The 17,487-nt window shown below is 46.3% G+C and carries 13 protein-coding genes; 9 read left to right on the top strand and 4 right to left on the bottom strand.

Annotation, left to right across the window (positions count from 1 at the left end; all coding sequences use genetic code 11):
- Nucleotides 1-62: 62 nt before the first annotated feature.
- Genes ilvD through thrC form a run of 8 tightly spaced genes read left to right on the top strand, consistent with a single transcriptional unit; the run spans nt 63 to nt 11,499 of the window.
- A complete protein-coding gene (gene ilvD, locus PO830_RS04515; protein WP_272852339.1) occupies nt 63-1,739 on the top strand; it encodes a dihydroxy-acid dehydratase in 1,677 nt (558 codons plus the stop codon).
- An 11-nt stretch (nt 1,740-1,750) separates the two neighbouring features.
- A complete protein-coding gene (gene ilvB / locus PO830_RS04520) occupies nt 1,751-3,481 on the top strand; it encodes a biosynthetic-type acetolactate synthase large subunit (protein ID WP_272852340.1) in 1,731 nt (576 codons plus the stop codon).
- A gap of 9 nt (nt 3,482-3,490) precedes the next feature.
- Nucleotides 3,491-4,024 (top strand): acetolactate synthase small subunit, encoded by a 534-nt coding sequence (gene ilvN / locus PO830_RS04525; protein WP_272852341.1) that lies wholly within the window; start codon nt 3,491-3,493, stop codon nt 4,022-4,024.
- A 6-nt stretch (nt 4,025-4,030) separates the two neighbouring features.
- Nucleotides 4,031-5,530: a ketol-acid reductoisomerase gene (ilvC, locus tag PO830_RS04530; protein ID WP_272852342.1), complete on the top strand. Its 1,500-nt coding sequence runs from the start codon at nt 4,031-4,033 to the stop codon at nt 5,528-5,530.
- 10 nt (nt 5,531-5,540) lie between these two features.
- On the top strand, nt 5,541-6,803 hold the full coding sequence (ilvA, locus tag PO830_RS04535) for a threonine ammonia-lyase IlvA (RefSeq protein WP_272852343.1): 1,263 nt from the start codon (nt 5,541-5,543) through the stop codon (nt 6,801-6,803).
- A 30-nt stretch (nt 6,804-6,833) separates the two neighbouring features.
- A complete protein-coding gene (gene thrA, locus PO830_RS04540; protein ID WP_272852344.1) occupies nt 6,834-9,272 on the top strand; it encodes a bifunctional aspartate kinase/homoserine dehydrogenase I in 2,439 nt (812 codons plus the stop codon).
- A 2-nt stretch (nt 9,273-9,274) separates the two neighbouring features.
- Nucleotides 9,275-10,204, top strand: coding sequence for a homoserine kinase (locus tag PO830_RS04545; RefSeq protein WP_272852345.1), 930 nt, complete (start codon nt 9,275-9,277; stop codon nt 10,202-10,204).
- The gene (gene thrC / locus PO830_RS04550) at nt 10,201-11,499 is read left to right on the top strand and encodes a threonine synthase (RefSeq protein WP_272852346.1); all 1,299 of its coding nucleotides are present in this window, start codon (nt 10,201-10,203) and stop codon (nt 11,497-11,499) included. Before PO830_RS04545 ends, thrC begins: the two co-directional genes overlap by 4 nt.
- Here thrC and leuB read toward each other — a convergent pair.
- Genes leuB through PO830_RS04570 form a run of 4 tightly spaced genes read right to left on the bottom strand, consistent with a single transcriptional unit; the run spans nt 11,496 to nt 15,762 of the window.
- Nucleotides 11,496-12,614, bottom strand: coding sequence for a 3-isopropylmalate dehydrogenase (gene leuB / locus PO830_RS04555; protein ID WP_272852347.1), 1,119 nt, complete (start codon nt 12,612-12,614; stop codon nt 11,496-11,498). The genes thrC and leuB overlap by 4 nt on opposite strands.
- On the bottom strand, nt 12,611-13,204 hold the full coding sequence (gene leuD / locus PO830_RS04560; protein ID WP_272852348.1) for a 3-isopropylmalate dehydratase small subunit: 594 nt from the start codon (nt 13,202-13,204) through the stop codon (nt 12,611-12,613). The genes leuB and leuD overlap by 4 nt, the downstream gene beginning before the upstream one ends.
- Complete coding sequence (gene leuC, locus PO830_RS04565) at nt 13,192-14,583, bottom strand: 3-isopropylmalate dehydratase large subunit (protein WP_272852349.1); 1,392 nt, start codon at nt 14,581-14,583, stop codon at nt 13,192-13,194. The genes leuD and leuC overlap by 13 nt, the downstream gene beginning before the upstream one ends.
- Before the next feature lie 3 nt (nt 14,584-14,586).
- Complete coding sequence (locus tag PO830_RS04570; protein ID WP_272852350.1) at nt 14,587-15,762, bottom strand: 2-isopropylmalate synthase; 1,176 nt, start codon at nt 15,760-15,762, stop codon at nt 14,587-14,589.
- Nucleotides 15,763-15,912: 150 nt separating this feature from the next.
- Between PO830_RS04570 and PO830_RS04575 the strand changes: the two genes are divergently transcribed.
- Nucleotides 15,913-17,466 carry a hypothetical protein gene (locus PO830_RS04575; RefSeq protein ID WP_272852351.1) on the top strand — a complete coding sequence of 518 codons (1,554 nt, stop codon included), beginning with the start codon at nt 15,913-15,915 and terminating at the stop codon, nt 17,464-17,466.
- The last annotated feature ends 21 nt before the right edge of the window (nt 17,467-17,487 follow it).

A 17,487-nucleotide genomic window follows, 5' to 3' on the forward strand; every position in this document is an offset into this window, starting at 1 on the left:
TTTGCATAGGCGCGTCTAAGTTCATTCCAGTAGTTTCGAATATATTTTGAAACACGCACTACATGGCTCTTAACGGATATAGCAAAGCAGTGACACAGGACCCCACCCAACCGGCAGCCCAAGCCATGCTGCATGCCATTGGACTTACCACGGAAGATTTTTACAAACCCTTTGTAGGTATTGCAAGTACTGGCTACGAAGGAAATCCTTGTAATATGCATCTCAACGGCTTAGCTGAATTGGCCAAGGAAGGAACCTTTTCTGAAGATCTTGTCGGGCTCATTTTTAACACCATAGGTGTAAGTGACGGTATTTCTATGGGAACCCCGGGAATGCGGTATTCACTTCCTTCAAGAGATCTCATTGCAGATTCTATGGAAACCGTGGTGCAGGCGATGAGCTACGACGGACTCATAACCGTTGTGGGATGTGATAAGAACATGCCCGGTGCGCTCATGGCGATGATCCGTCTTAATAGACCGAGCATTTTAGTCTATGGCGGCACCATTGATTCAGGCTCGTATCAAGGGAAAAAACTGGATGTGGTGTCTGCCTTCGAAGCCTGGGGAAGTAAGGTAGCTGGCACCATGTCGGAAACCGACTATCAGGCGGTAGTCGAAAAAGCATGTCCGGGCGCGGGTGCCTGCGGCGGGATGTATACCGCCAACACCATGGCCGCTGCGATTGAAGCCTTGGGAATATCTTTACCATTCAATGCTTCCAATCCGGCACTTAGCAAAGACAAGCAACGCGAAAGCGTAACCGCGGGAAAGGCCATGCGATTGTTGTTGGAAAAGGATATCAAGCCTAGCGATATCATCACGCGAAAGTCGTTGGAAAATGCCATTCGTTTGGTCACCGTGCTCGGTGGCTCTACGAATGCGGTGCTTCATTTTTTGGCCATCGCCAGAGCGGCTAAGATCGATTTTACGCTGAAAGACTTTCAAAAAATAAGCGACACTACACCCTTTTTAGCAGATCTGAAACCTAGCGGAAAATACCTCATGGAAGATGTTCATGACATCGGAGGTGTCCCGGCAGTACTTCGTTATTTGCTAGAAAATGGATACCTGCACGGCGATTGTTTAACAGTAACCGGAAAAACAGTAGCCGAAAATCTGTTGGAAGCGCCTAAACTTTCAGAGCAACAAGATATAATTCGCCCAATTGAATCACCTATAAAGCCGTCGGGGCATTTGCAGATGCTCTTCGGAAATTTGGCCCCGGCGGGAAGCGTGGCCAAAATAACCGGAAAAGAAGGACTGTATTTTTCGGGTCCGGCGCGTGTGTTTAACAGCGAATATGAAGCGAACGACGGCATTCGAGACGGACTTGTACAAGCAGGAGAGGTGGTCGTTATTCGATATGAAGGTCCCAAAGGAGGACCCGGTATGCCCGAAATGCTGAAACCTACTGCGGCGATTATGGGCAGCGGACTAGGAAACGAGGTGGCGCTCATTACCGACGGTCGCTTTTCAGGTGGAACGCACGGGTTTGTGGTAGGTCATATTACGCCGGAAGCCCAAGTTGGCGGGCCTATTGCCTACGTGGAAGATGGCGACATTATCACTATTGACGCTGAAGAAAATACGATCTGCGTAGCGCTTTCCGAAGAAATCCTTCAACAAAGAAAAGCACAATGGAAACAGCCGCCGCTTAAATGCGAGCGCGGCGTGCTTTACAAATATGCTAAGACCGTATCTCCGGCAGATACTGGCTGTGTTACTGATGAATTTTAGATCAAATACCTATGGAAACATCCACCTTATCCGAAACGGCAACACAAACCACTTCTCATGCTATAAGTGGTAGCGAGGCGGTTATTAAATGTTTACTGGCAGAAGGTGTCACCACATTGTACGGATACCCCGGTGGGGCCATCATGCCAGTATACGACGCGCTATTTCACTACCATGACAAGCTGCACCATGTGCTCACCAGGCATGAGCAAGGCGCCACACATGCCGCACAGGGGTACGCCCGTATCTCGGGAAAGGTTGGCGTGGCCATGGCTACTTCCGGGCCCGGTGCTACTAATTTGGTGACAGGGCTGGCAGATGCCTATATAGATTCTACACCACTGGTTTGTATCACCGGTCAGGTTGGGTCGCATTTATTAGGAAGTGATGCCTTTCAGGAAACCGACATCATCGGAATTTCTACTCCGGTGACCAAATGGAACCACCAAATAACCGATGCTAAAGAAATTCCTGAAGTCTTCGCCAAAGCATTTTACATCGCGCGAAGCGGAAGACCAGGGCCGGTGCTTATCGATATCACCAAGGACGCTCAGTTTGATACCTTTGATTTTGAATATAAGGCGTGCAAGCATATTCGCAGCTACAATCCAGTGCCAAAATGCGATACTGAGGCAATCCAAGCCGCCGCAACACTGATCAATTCGGCTAAAAAGCCACTGGTGGTCTGGGGACAAGGCGTGATCTTGGGACAGGCCGAGGCTATCTTTCAAGAGGTCATCGAGAAGGCGGGACTTCCGGCCGCCTGGACCATTTTGGGAGCTTCTGCGATTCCTACTGACCATCCGTTGAATGTCGGGATGGTAGGCATGCATGGCAACTACGCGCCAAATAAACTTACCAATGAATGTGATGTGTTGATCGCTATCGGAATGCGATTCGATGACCGGGTAACAGGAAATTTGGAAACGTATGCGAAGCAAGCGAAAGTGATCCACTTTGAGATCGATCCGGCGGAAATTCACAAAAATGTGTACGCGGATGTGCCGGTGTTAGGAGATGCCAAATCAAGCTTGGAAGCATTGTTGCCCTTATTAAACCCGAAAGCGCATTCGCAATGGTTGCAATTATTCCGAGAGCTTTATCAATTAGAGCACGATACCATTATTCAAACAGATCTTTTTCCCTCGAAAGAGGGTCTCACCATGGGGGAAGTGATCCAACAGATCAACGAAGTAAGTGGTGGAGAGGCTGCGATTGTTTCCGATGTAGGACAACACCAAATGGTTGCCTGTCGCTACGCCAAATTCATCCACTCCAAAAGTAACATCACTTCGGGAGGCCTTGGGACCATGGGCTTTGCCTTACCCGCAGCTATCGGGGCAAAAATGGCGGCACCACAACGCGAGGTGGTCGCCATTATTGGAGATGGCGGGTATCAAATGACCATTCAGGAATTAGGAACGATTTTTCAGACGCAAACCGCAGTGAAAATAGTAGTGCTCAATAATGAATTCTTAGGCATGGTTCGCCAATGGCAACAACTCTTTTTCGACAAGCGATACGCCGCTACCGAGATGACCAACCCTAATTTCGTCACTATAGCTCAAGGTTACCACATTCCCGCTCAACGGGTCACAGAACGGGCCACGCTTTCAGAAGCGGTACAAACCATGATGCAGCATGAAGGTCCGTATTTCCTGGAAGTCTGCGTAGAAAGAGAAGACAATGTGTTTCCTATGATTCCCACGGGGGCTTCCGTTTCTGATATTCGCCTTTCTTAATACCACGCTATGACAACTACCACGCAACGCTATACGGTTTCTATTTACACGGAAAATAACGTCGGACTCCTCAACCGGATCTCCGCTATTTTTCAACGTCGTCATATTAACATTGATAGTATTAACAGTTCTATTTCTGAAATTGAAGGGGTCTCTCGATGGACCATCGTTGTGGAAGTTTCCGAAGCGCAGATCCGAAAAATCATCGGGCAGATCGAACGACAGGTCGAAGTGATCCGGGCCCATTATTTTACCGATGACGAAACCATTTATCAAGAATCCGGCTTGTTCAAAGTAGCTAGTGAGCTGCTTTTTGAAGAACGCCAAATTCAGAACATCATCAAAGAGAGTCATGCGCGTATTGTAACCGTCAATAGGAACTTCTTTGTCTTGGAGAAATCTGGTCGAAAAGAAGAAGTAGAACGGCTGTACGAGCAATTGAAGCCCTTCGGAATTATGCAGTTTGTGCGTTCCGGGAGAATTGCGGTGACCAAAGAACCGATTCAAATAACCTCATTATTAGCTGCTTTTAATGAACAATAAATGATTATGAAGAACTATTTCAACACCCTTTGCCTACGTGAAAAAATAGACGCTTTAGGGCAGTGCCGATTTATGGAAACTTCCGAATTCTCCAAAGGAATTGCCGCGCTTGAAAACAAGAAGATCGTAATTATTGGTTGTGGTGCCCAAGGGCTTAACCAAGGTCTGAACATGCGAGATTCCGGCCTGCGAATTGCCTATGCATTACGTCCGGAAGCTATTGAAGAACAGCGTGCTTCGTACAAAAATGCCACAGAACATGGGTTTCAAGTGGGTACTTACGATGAACTTATTCCTGATGCAGATGTTGTCTGTAATCTCACACCTGACAAGCAACATACGTCCGTTGTGAAGGCAATCGTACCGCTGATGAAAGAAGGTGCTACCTTATCGTATTCACACGGGTTTAACGTCGTGGAGGAAGGAATGAGCATTCGAAAAGACCTCACCGTCATCATGGTCGCTCCTAAATGTCCGGGCACGGAAGTACGAGAGGAATACAAAAGAGGCTTTGGTGTTCCTACCCTTATTGCCGTACACCCTGAAAATGATCCGCAGCAAAAAGGCTGGGATCAGGCCAAGGCCTATGCGTACGCTACGGGTGGGCATCGTGCGGGAGTGTTGGCTTCCTCTTTTGTCGCGGAGGTAAAAAGTGATTTGATGGGGGAACAGACGATTTTATGCGGGGTGCTGCAAACAGCTTCTATCCTTTGTTTTGACACCATGGTAGCACAAGGAGTCACGCCCGATTACGCGGCGAAATTAATTCAGTTTGGGTGGGAAACACAAACGGAAGCGCTGAAGCACGGCGGAATCACACATATGATGAATCGCTTGTCAAATGCCGCGAAAGTGCGCGCATTTGAGTTATCGGAAGCCTTGAAAAAACAATTGAAGCCTCTGTTTGAGAAACATATGGATGACATTATGAGCGGAGCGTTTTCAGAAGGAATGATGACCGACTGGCAACAGGACGATGCCGATTTGCTGCGATGGCGTGCAGCCACAGGCGAGACGGCATTTGAAAAGACGGAAATTACCCGCACCCCAATTGCAGAACAAACCTATTTTGATCAAGGTACCCTGATGATCGCTTTTATCAAATCGGGAGTAGAATTGGCCTTTGAAACCATGGTGGCCTCCGGAATTATTGAGGCCTCCGCGTATTACGAATCGCTACACGAATTGCCACTCATCGCCAATACCATTGCGCGTAAAAAGTTGTATGAAATGAATCGTATTATTTCAGACACGGCAGAGTATGGTTGTTATTTGTTCGATCATGCCGCGCAACCCTTGCTGGCCGATTTTATGAAGGAGGTGCAGCCGGAAGATATTGGTCATGATTTCCCAAACACGGCCGTAGCTAATAAAGAATTAATCACGGTGAACGAAGCCATTGCGTCTCATCCTATAGAAACTGTAGGAAAGGAACTTCGAGCTGCCATGACCGCCATGAAGTCGATACATACTTCAAAGGCAAAGCATAGCTTGCAAGCTGTTTAAAAAATACGCTATGGAGACATCGGTTTCAAAAGGGGTAACGCTTGCATCAGTTCGAGAAGCTGCCAAGACGCTGAAATGGGTTTCCTTGCGAACGCCCTTATCCTTTCAGAAGCGCTACTCAGATGTATACAGTGCGAGCATCTTGTTTAAGCGAGAAGATCTTCAGTCGGTGAGATCCTATAAGATTCGAGGCGCGTATCATAAAATACAATCGCTTTCTTCCGAAGAAAAAAAGCGTGGGATTGTTTGCGCCAGTGCCGGGAATCATGCCCAGGGGGTGGCGCTTTCTTGCAAACTTTTGGCTATTGATGGTACCATCGTCATGCCAACTACCACGCCTCAGCAGAAGATCGAGCAGGTTCAAATGTTTGGTGAATCCTTTGTGAATCTGAGGTTAGAGGGAGATACTTTTGACGATGCGCAACGTCTCGCACTTACCCTTTCAGAAGAATATAGTAAAACTTTTATTCCGCCTTTTGATGATGCGAAAATTATTGAAGGTCAGGCTACGGTAGCCTTAGAAATTCTCGAGCAAATACGAGAACCCATCGATTACCTGTTCGTGCCGATTGGAGGTGGCGGACTCGCCGCTGGTGTTTGTACGGTGTTCCAAGAACTTATGCCGGAAACCAAGATCATCGGCGTGGAACCACAGGGTGCGGCGGCCATGAAAGCTTCTTTGGAAAAGGGAGAAAACACCCCCTTGAAGTCAATCGATAAATTTGTAGATGGCGCTGCGGTTCATCGTGTAGGTGATCTGAACTTCTCGATCTGTAAAGAGGGGTTGCACGATGTCGTGGCCGTAGCGGAAGGTAGTGTTTGTCAGACGTTACTCGACCTGTATCATAAAGAGGCTATTATTGTAGAACCTGCTGGCGCTATGAGTATCGCCGCACTGGAACCTTATGCCGAACGAATTCGCGGAAAAAATGTGGTTTGTGTGATTAGCGGCGGAAACAATGATATTATGCGTACAGGCGAAATCAAAGAACGAGCGCTATTACACGCACAATTGAAGCATTATTTTATTGTGAAGTTTCCGCAGCGGGCCGGGGCGTTGCGCCAATTTTTAGATCAAATTCTCGATTCGGAGGATGACATTACCCATTTCGAGTACACCAAAAAGACGAATCGAGAAAATGGAGCCGCCGTGGTGGGAATAGAAATTTCGCACCCATCAAAGCTCCAACCGCTTATTTCACGGATGAAAGCAAATGGTTTCTATGGGGATTATCTCAATAGCAAACCCGAGTTATTTCAGTTTTTAGTCTAATTTTGTTTTAACAACACTAACTAACCTATTTTGAGAGTTTTAAAATTTGGTGGCACTTCTGTAGCCACCTCGGAGAGTATTCAGCAAGTGGTTGCCATCCTCTGCGAAAAAGCAAAAGACGAACCCCTGGTGGCGGTTGTTTCGGCACTAGGGGGTGTGACTGATGAATTGCTAACAGCTGGACAGCAGGCCTTTCGAAAGGACACTTCTTACAAGCAGACTTATGAAGCGCTCGTTTCTCGGCATCTTGAAGTGGCAACAGCCCTTGCCTTACCCAATTCAGTGCTTGATGCCATTCAGAAGGAGCTTGAGCTACTAAAAGAGTTGTTGCAAGGCGTGTTTTTGATCAATGAGTTTTCAAAAAAGACACAAGACAAAGTAGTTAGTTTCGGCGAACTAATATCGTCCATCATCGTGGCTGCCGCTGTAGAAAAGGAATGTGATAGCGTGGCAAGAGCAGACAGTCGAACCCTGATCGTGACCGATTCTCAATTCACCAATGCCCATCTTTTAGCGTCAGTTTCCGAAGGAAACATTGAGGAATATTTTAGTACTCATTCGAATCAGATCACCATCATGCCCGGATTTGTGTCGCGTAATCAGGAGGGAGAAGCAACCACCCTGGGACGCGGGGGTTCCGACTATACGGCCGCGATTGTTGCCAGTGCCTTGGAGGTTGAGGCATTGGAAATTTGGACCGATGTAAGCGGAATGTACACGGCGAACCCCAAGTGGGTAAAACAGGCCTATCCGTTACCCAAAATTTCCTATCAGGAAGCGATGGAATTATCGCATTTTGGCGCTAAAGTATTATACCCGCCTACCATCCGGCCGGTGCTCGATAAGGACATCATTATACATATCAAAAACACCTTCGATCCGGAAGCTCCCGGCACCGAAATTCTGAAAAAAGTGAGCGACGATAAACAGCCGGTAAAGGGTATTAGCCACTTACCCGACATTGCGCTACTTACCTTGGAAGGATCAGGCATGGTAGGGATTCCCGGCTTTTCGAAACGATTGTTCGAAGCGCTGTCGTCGAAAGAGATCAATGTTATTTTGATCACACAGGCCTCTTCAGAACACTCTATTTGTGTGGCAATTCCAGAAGAAAAAGCAGCACTGGCAGAACAAATTACCAATCAGGTGTTCGCCTACGAAATCTCGCTCCATAGTATCGATCCCGTATCCATCGAGCACAATCTGGCTATTATCGCTCTCATTGGAGACCGTATGAAAAGCCATCAGGGCATCAGTGGTAACATGTTTTCGTCCCTCGGAAAGAACAACGTGAACATTCGCGCTATCGCGCAAGGCGCTTCAGAACGGAACATCTCGGCGGTCATCGCTGCTAAGGATGTTAAAAAAGCATTGAATACGTTACATTACCGATTCTTCGAACGCCAAATTCGAACCGTGAACCTCTTTATAATTGGGGTCGGAAATGTTGGAAAACGTTTGTTGGCACAAATTCAACAACAACAAGCCTTGTTGAACGAAGAATTGTATCTGAAGATTCGCGTAGCGGGTCTCAGTAATTCCCGAACCATGATTTTAGAGGAGGAGGGTATCGATTTAAACCAATGGGAGTCGCTCTTAGCGGCCGGAGAAAAGGCAGATGCCGATCGCTGGTTAGCAACCATCAAACAGCTAAACCTGCGCAATAGTATTGTCATGGATATTACGGCAAGTGCTTCAGTGGCTGAAACCTATCAAGATTATCTTAGAGAAAGTATTTCGGTGATTGCTTGCAATAAGATTGCCTGTTCTTCCGCTTACACCTCTTATAAAAAGCTGAAACAAACCGCGCGAAAATACTATGCGCAATTTCTATTTGAAACCAACGTAGGAGCGGGGCTTCCGGTAATTAACACATTAAAAGACCTAATTCATTCGGGAGATCGTGTCACCGCCATACAGGCCGTATTGTCTGGGTCACTAAATTTCGTATTTAATAATTACGATGGAAACAACACCTTTCATAATATTGTAGCACAAGCCCAGCAGGAAGGCTATACCGAACCCGACCCACGAATCGATCTAAGTGGGGTAGATGTAGCCCGAAAAATCTTAATCCTTGCGCGTGAAAGTGGCTACATTTTAGAGCTGGAAGACATCGAAAATCAGTCGTTTTTGCCGGATGCCTCTGTGGGAGCAGATACGGTAGCCGATTTTTACCACATTTTGAATGAGGAGGAGGCTCATTTTAGAAAGTTATATACTCAAGCTGCTGAAGCGGGGAATCGATTGAAATATGTTGCGAGCTTTCAAGACGGCAAGGCGCGGGTGGGACTCCAACAAATTGCTCCAGATCATCCGTTCTACCACCTTGACGGAAAAGATAATATTGTGTTATTTTACACCCAACGCTATGCCGAACAGCCGTTGATTATAAAAGGCGCCGGTGCCGGTGCCGATGTAACGGCTTCCGGATTGTTTGGAGATGTAATTCGGTTGGCCAATAACTAACTATGGATGAAATTCGTGTTTTTGCGCCGGCAACCGTCGCCAACGTTTCCTGTGGATTTGATGCCCTGGGGTTTGCTGTAGCCGAATTAGGGGATGAATTGTTGCTTCGGAAACGGTCGAACAGAGATGTCACCATTTCCAATATTGAAGGTGCCGAACTTCCTACAGACCCTAAAAAAAATGTAGCAGGTGTTGTGGCGGAAGCCATGCTGACAGCGGCAAATGCCGACTTCGGACTCGATATTCAATTGATTAAAAAGTACAAGCCCGGCAGCGGATTAGGAAGTAGTGCGGCAAGCAGTGCCGGAACGGCGTATGGAGTAAATCAATTGTTGGGAGGGCCTTATTCAACTGAAGCGCTGGTGGAATTTTCTCGACTGGGGGAAGCGCTGGCGTGCGGAACCCCCATTGCCGATAATGTGTCGGCTGCGCTGTTTGGCGGCTTCGTATTAGTGCGTAATCTGGATCCCTTGCATGTAATTTCATTACCTACACCTCCCAATCTATACGTGACTCTCATTCATCCGCAAATAGAGATTAAAACTGCTGATGCCCGCTCGGTATTACCTCGACAAATTCCATTGGAAACAGCCACCAAACAATGGGCGCATGTGGGGGCATTTGTGCATGCCTTGCATACTTCAGATGTTGAGTTGCTACGCGCAGCGATGTTTGATGGCGTGGCAGAACCCGCCCGGAAAGGATTGATACCATTATTTGACGAAGCCCGTGCGGCAGCGCTAGAGAACGGAGCTCTCGGTTTAGGGATTTCCGGTTCAGGGCCCACCTTATTTGCGTTATCTGAAGGAAAAAATACAGCCATTCTGGTAGCGCAAGCATTGACACGCCTCTATTCGGTTTCAGACATCGCCTTTCGCACCTATGTTTCTAATATCAGCGAACATGGCGTTCGAACCCTTACGCAATCATGAAGTACTACAGCCTACACCATAAAGCCCCAATGGTTTCCTTCCGGGAAGCAGTGATTCAAGGCATCGCTCCAGATCGCGGACTCTATTTTCCGAAGGAGATACCCACCTTGTCTGCGGAATTCTTTCAGCAGCTACTCACAGCCGATCGTAACGAAATTGCGTTTGAAGTCATTCGTGGTTTTGTAGGTGATACCCTTCCGAAGAGCGTATTAAAAAAGATCATCTCCGAAACCTTGGTATTTGATTTTCCGATGGTATCCGTAGAGAATAATATAAGTGCGTTAGAATTGTACCACGGACCAACCTTAGCTTTTAAAGACGTGGGTGCTCGTTTTATGGCACGCTGTTTAGGATATTTTAATCAAGACACTTCACACGAAAAAGTGACGGTGTTAGTGGCCACCTCGGGCGATACCGGTGGCGCCGTAGCCGACGGATTTTATGACGTACCGGGCGTTGAGGTAGTAATTTTATACCCTTCCGGAAAGGTGAGTGACATCCAGGAGAAGCAATTGACGACCTTGGGTAAGAACATTCATGCGGTGGAAGTAGCGGGCAGTTTCGACGATTGCCAGGAGATGGTAAAGCAAGCGTTTCTAGACCCCATTATCACGAAGGCACGAACGCTTACCTCGGCAAATTCCATTAACGTTGCCCGTTGGTTACCACAGATGTTCTATTACTTTTTCGCCTTTCAACAGCTTCCCAAAGAAGCTGCCGAAGTGGTATTTTCAGTGCCCAGCGGCAATTACGGAAATATTTGTGCTGGGATGATGGCGAAGCGATTAGGGCTGCCAATTTCACACTTTATCGCCGCCACCAATGTCAATGATGTAGTACCACAATACTTGCTTTCTGGCGCGTACCAACCCCAGCAAACCAAAGCCACGATTGCCAATGCGATGGATGTGGGCGACCCGAGCAACTTTATTAGAATTCAGGCGCTCTACGGAAATAATTATCACCGGCTTAAAGAAGATCTTTCAGGATTTGCTTTTACCGATGAACAAACCCGAAGCGCACTTGTTTCGTTGTATCGGGCACATTCCTATCAGGCCGATCCACACGGCGCCATCGGGTATCTTGCCCTTCAAAAATACCTGCAAGAAAGGGAGGCGTTTGGCGTGTTCTTAGAAACGGCGCATCCGGTAAAGTTCTTAGATGTGTTGCCCGAAGCGCTTTCCGAAGCGATCGCTATTCCGGAAAACATCCAACGAATCTTACCTAAAAAGAAAAAGGCCGAAAAAATTTCGACCTATTCTCAACTTAACGATTACCTATTAACCAACGCTTAGATAATGGTTGACTGCCCTAAGTGAATGTTTTGAAAATTCACGTTAGAGTCGTGTGGATTTAGGATATAATCTTCAATAAAATCCCCTACTTGATTCGTTTTAATGTGAGTGTTTTCAGGGTTAATATCGGCGGTGGTAACCGATAGTTCCAACGCTTTTTCCACGGCCTTTTGAATGCGATGCGCTTCTTTATGGAGTTTGAAATGCTCCAGCATCATGGCTGCGGAAAGGATCGAGGCGATCGGGTTGGCGATGCCCTTCCCAGTGGCTTGCGGAAACGATCCGTGGATGGGCTCAAAGAGTCCGATGTCCCCTCCCACCGAAGCCGACGCTAAGAGTCCGATAGACCCGCCAATCACACTGGCCTCATCGCTTAAAATATCTCCAAACATGTTTTCGGTTAGGATGACGTCGAACTGTGTTGGATTGAGAATAAGTTGCATGGCTGCATTATCCACAAACAAAAAGTCTAAGGTGATATCCGGGTATTCATGCGACAGCGCGGTAACGACTTTGCGCCAAAGACGCGAGCTTTCCAGGACATTTGCCTTGTCGACAAGGGTTACCTTTTTCTTTCGAGATCGCGCTGCTTGAAAAGCTAAATGTGCAATGCGTTCTATTTCATTCTTGGAATAAACACAGAGGTCTGAGGCCTCGGTGCCATCTTCGTTTCGATGTTTTTCACCGAAATAAATACCACCCGTCAATTCGCGATAGATGCTAATGTCGGTGCCTTTGATGCGGTCTTCTTTAAGGGGTGAATGATGAAGTAGGGTGTCGTAGGCCTTCACAGGCCGAATGTTAGCAAACAACCCTAATTCCTTCCGAAGCGCTAACAAACCTTGTTCGGGTCGAACCGGTGCCGAAGGATCGTTATCGTATTTGGGATGACCAATGGCCCCGAAGAGAATGGCATCACTTTCTTTGCATAGCGCTAGGGTATCTTCAGGTAGGGGAGTGCCGGTTGCGTCGATGGCGGTAGCGCCTACTAATGCCTGCGGAAAAGAAAACTGATGATCGAAAGCAACGGCAATCGCTTGTAAGGCTTTTATCGCTTCATGAGTCACTTCAGGCCCAATGCCGTCACCGGGTAATACTGCTATCATTTTTTTCATACGTACGTTCTTTGTTGTTCAAAAGCTTCGATGGCTTCTTTCTTACTCAATAGAAAATCAATATCGTCATAGCCGTGAAGCAAACATGTTTTTTTATAGGGGTCGATGTCGAAAGTAGTTTCTAAGGCCTGGTTTTCTACGGAAAGCGTTTGAGTTTCCACATCCACGGTGATTTTAGTGTCAGGCGCTTTTTGGAGTTGTGGTAATAGTGCCGACAAGAATGTTGGTGAGACCTGTACGGGAAGTAATCCGTTGTTCAGGGCATTTCCTTTAAAAATATCCGCGAAAAAGCTTGAGATCACGACCCGAAAACCATAACCAGCCAATGCCCAAGCCGCGTGTTCCCGACTCGATCCACAGCCAAAATTAGTTCCGGCCACCAGGATGCTACCTCGATAAGTAGGGTCATTCAAAACAAAATCGCGGTTAAGTGTGCCATCATTCTGATACCGCCAATCGCGGAAGAGATTATTTCCGAAGCCTTCCTTATTGGTTGCCTTTAAAAACCGTGCAGGAATGATCTGGTCGGTATCTACATTCTCAATAGCCAACGGCACGGCAGTGTCGGTAATGCGCACTAGTTTTTGCATGTTTCGAGTTGTTGGGTGATGTCCACAATTTTACCTTCAATAGCGGTGGCAGCAGCGACTAACGGACTCGCCAGCAGGGTACGTGCCCCTTGTCCTTGTCGGCCTTCAAAATTTCGATTGGAGGTCGAAACGCAATATTCGCCTTGCGGAATTTTATCGTCATTCATCGCTAAACAGGCAGAGCATCCCGGTTGTCGGAGTTGAAATCCGGCGTCTTCAAAAACCTGTCGCAGCCCTTCGGCTTCCAATTGCGCTTCCACCTGTTTACTTCCGGGAACCAACCAGGCGGTGACATGGGATGCTTTTTGCTTTCCGGCCACGTAAGTTGCGGCCACGCGAAAATCTTCAATTCTGGAGTTCGTACAACTACCGATGAAAACATAATTGATGGGATGGTCTATTAAGCGATCTCCGGCTTGCAAATTCATATAAGCTAAGGACTTTTGAAAGGAAGCATCCGTTTTTGTCGGTATGGTTTCGGAAAGTTTAATACCCATACCCGGATTGGTTCCGTAGGTGATCATTGGGGCGATGTCTTCAGCATCAAATTCAAATTCGGTATCAAAAACAGCATCCGCCTCGCTGGGTAAGGTCCTCCAATAGGCGATCTTACGATCTAATTCAGCTCCTTTGGGAGCAAATTCTTTTCCTTTCAGATACGCAAACGTAGTTTCATCTGGAGCGATCATGCCGCCCCGCGCCCCCATTTCAATGCTCATGTTACAGACGGTCATTCTACCTTCCATGCTCATCTGTTCAAACACGCTTCCGGCATATTCACAGAAATACCCAGTGCCCGCATCGGTTCCTAGTTGCGCAATTATGTACAAGATCACATCTTTCGGAAGAACGCCCGGTTTCAGCGTACCATTGACGGTAATACGCATGGATTTTGGTTTCCGAAGCAACAAACACTGACTTGCAAATACCTGTGCTACCTGACTTGTTCCAATTCCGAAGGCTATCGCGCCAAATGCTCCGTGGGTTGAGGTATGGCTGTCGCCACAGACGAGGGTCATTCCGGGTTGTGTGATACCAAGTTCCGGAGCCATCACATGAACGATGCCATTGTATTTATGACCTAGTTGATACAGCGTTATATTGTGTTTTTCGCAATTTTCTGATAGTTGTTTCAACTGATTTCTTGAGAGGGCGTCTTGAACCGGCAAGTGTTGATTGAGGGTGGGCGTATTGTGATCTGCTGTGGCTACTACCTGCTTGGGTCTAAATAGTGGGATGTTGCGATCGGCTAATTCATTAAAGGCTTGCGGACTCGTAACTTCGTGGATCAAGTGCTGGTCGATGTACAGAATTTCGGGTCCGTTTTCAATCCGTTGCACCACATGGGCGTCCCAAACCTTGTCAAAGAGTGTCTTCATCTTTTAGGCAGAAATAATCTGTTGATACACATTGCTGGTTTCGATGATCTGATGGATGTCGGTATCTTCGATCTCTTTTTTGCGATCGGCATAGGCCAAAAAGTTTTGGTATACGACATCTAACTGAAGCTTGGTGAGTTCGTAACCAAGCTTTCTGGCGCGATAGGCTAACGCGGCTCTTCCACTGCGCGCGGTGAGCACGATGGCAGAATCGGTGACGCCTACTTCTTTAGGGTCGATAATCTCGTAAGTTTCACGATTTTTGATCATGCCGTCCTGATGAATCCCCGAACTATGCGCAAAGGCATTTGAGCCTACAATGGCTTTGTTCGGCTGGGTGTAAATGCCCATGTGTTTAGAGACCAACTGACTGGTTTTGTAAAGTTCCTTAGTCTGGATGTTGGTATCCAGCGCTAAGTATGGATGCTGTTTCAAAATCATAACCACCTCTTCCAATGCTGTATTTCCGGCGCGTTCGCCAATACCATTAAGCGTACATTCAATCTGCCGGGCACCGTTAATAACCCCTTCAATTGAATTTGCTGTGGCGAGCCCCAAATCATTGTGACAGTGACAGGAAAGAATGGCCTTATCAATGCCTTTCACATGCTCTACCAGGTATTTGATCTTCGCCCCGTATTCGCTGGGTAAACAATAACCGGTGGTATCTGGAATGTTGAGAACGGTAGCTCCCGCTTTGATGGCTACTTCACAAACACGGGCTAAATATTCGTTATCCGTTCGTCCGGCATCTTCGGCATAGAATTCTACATCTTCAACAAAAGATTTGGCATAGCGTACGGCCTCAAAGGCGCGTTCTAGTATGGCTTCCCGCGTACTGTTGAACTTGTGTTTGATATGAGAATCGGAAGTTCCGATACCGGTATGAATTCGCGGTTTTTTGGCCTTCTGAAGCGCTTCCGCGGCCACTTCAATATCTTTTTTCACGGCACGTGTGAGTCCGCATACCGTTGCTTGTTCCACGATTTCTGAAACTTTTGCAACTGAATTGAAGTCTCCCGGACTGGAGATGGGGAATCCGGCTTCAATAACATCTACGCCCAGAGAATCTAGCTGTCGCGCGATGATGACTTTTTGATCGGTGTCGAGTTTACATCCCGGAACTTGCTCCCCATCGCGTAGGGTAGTATCGAAAATTTGAATCTGTGTTGTGGCCATTTCTGCAGATAAAATTTTTATAATGCAAGACGAATGTATACTTTGGCTTGAATAAAATGAGAGAAGGAGCACATTGTATTACGAGGTTTAACTTCCGAAGAATAAAATTAAATACTTGATAATCATTTTGTTGCGTAATCATAAATTACTATGCCCAAGATTGTAAAGGATGCTTTATTTGATTTGGTACAGTCGTTGACCAAATCTGAAAAACGACAATTCAAGTTGTACGTAGGTCGCTTGGGCGTAAATGAAGATGCCAAGTTCATGGCACTTTTCGATGTTTTAGAAAAACTTCCTTCCTATGATGAAGCGGAAATTCTCAAAAACGGAAGTATTAAAAAGCGACAGCTCTCCAACTTAAAAGCACATCTCTACAAGCAGCTGCTGGTCAGTTTACGATTGAGTCCGGCGCATCAAAATATTCGCGTTCAGATTCGAGAACAATTAGATTTTGCGAGCATTTTATATCATAAGGGATTGTACCACCAAAGTCTGAAAATCTTGGACAAGGCAAAAAACTTAGCGCTGCAGTATGAAGAAAAAAATAGTGCTTATGAGATCATTGAACTGGAAAAGGTGATCGAATCGCAATACATCACCAGAAGTATCAGCAATAGAGCCGACGAATTGACCGTTCAAGCTGCCCATTTGAGTAAGTTAAATGTGTTGGCGAGTAAATTGAGTAATTTGTCTTTACAGCTCTACGGAATTTTCCTGAAAACCGGCTATGTAAAAAGTGATGCTGAGTTTCAAAACATCTCGCAATATTTTCACGATCGTATGCCCGAATACGATATAGAAAGTTTAGGGTTTCGAGAGAAATTATGGCTCAATAAGGCCTATTTGTGGTACAGTTTTTTAAGTCAGGATTTCAAAGCTTGTTATCGCTATGCCTTAAAATGGGTTCACCTGTTTTACGAACATCCCGAGATGATTACCTTAAATCCCGTGTTCTTTTTACGCGGACAACAATATTTGTTAGAAGCACTGTTCTACATTCAAGACATTTCTCGTTTTAAAGAAGCGCTGGAACGGTTTGAAGCGACTGTGGAAAAACCTGATTTTCCCAGAGACGACAATGTCAAGTCACTCATATTCCTACATCGTTATTCCCATAAGATAAATCTCCATTTCATGGAAGGAACTTTTGAAGACGGCCTTGCACTAGAGTCGGAAGTACTTACGGGAATCCGCGAGCATAAGCAGCGACTGGATGATCATCACGTCATGTTGTTTTATTACAAAATTGCCTGTCTCTATTTCGGTGCAGGACAGAATAAAAAATGTATTGAATACCTTGATAAGATCATTTCCAATAAGTCGTTAGAGATGCGTGAAGATTTATTGTGTTATTCCAGAATATTGAATTTGGTGGCGCATTATGAGGCGGGGGAGGATTATCACTTGGACCGTTTAATTAAGAGCACGTATAAATTTCTGCGGAAAACAGAAGATCTGTATCAAGTTCAGAAGGAAATGATTAGGTTCTTGCGAAACTTAGGTAATATCTATCCCCATGATCTGAAGCAGGAATTCCGAAACTTATACACGAAACTAAAAAGTTATGAAGATGATCCCTACGAAAGGCGAAGCTTTTTGTATTTGGATATTCTATCGTGGTTGGAGAGTCATATAAGCGGTAAATCCATTCCGGAGATCATTCGCGAAAAAGCGGCTCGCCATCCTTCTCTCCACAAATAAAGCAGCCATTTTTGTCATTTA

This window comes from Altibacter sp. HG106 (genome assembly GCF_028561755.1).
Lineage (GTDB): Bacteria > Bacteroidota > Bacteroidia > Flavobacteriales > Flavobacteriaceae > DFVG01.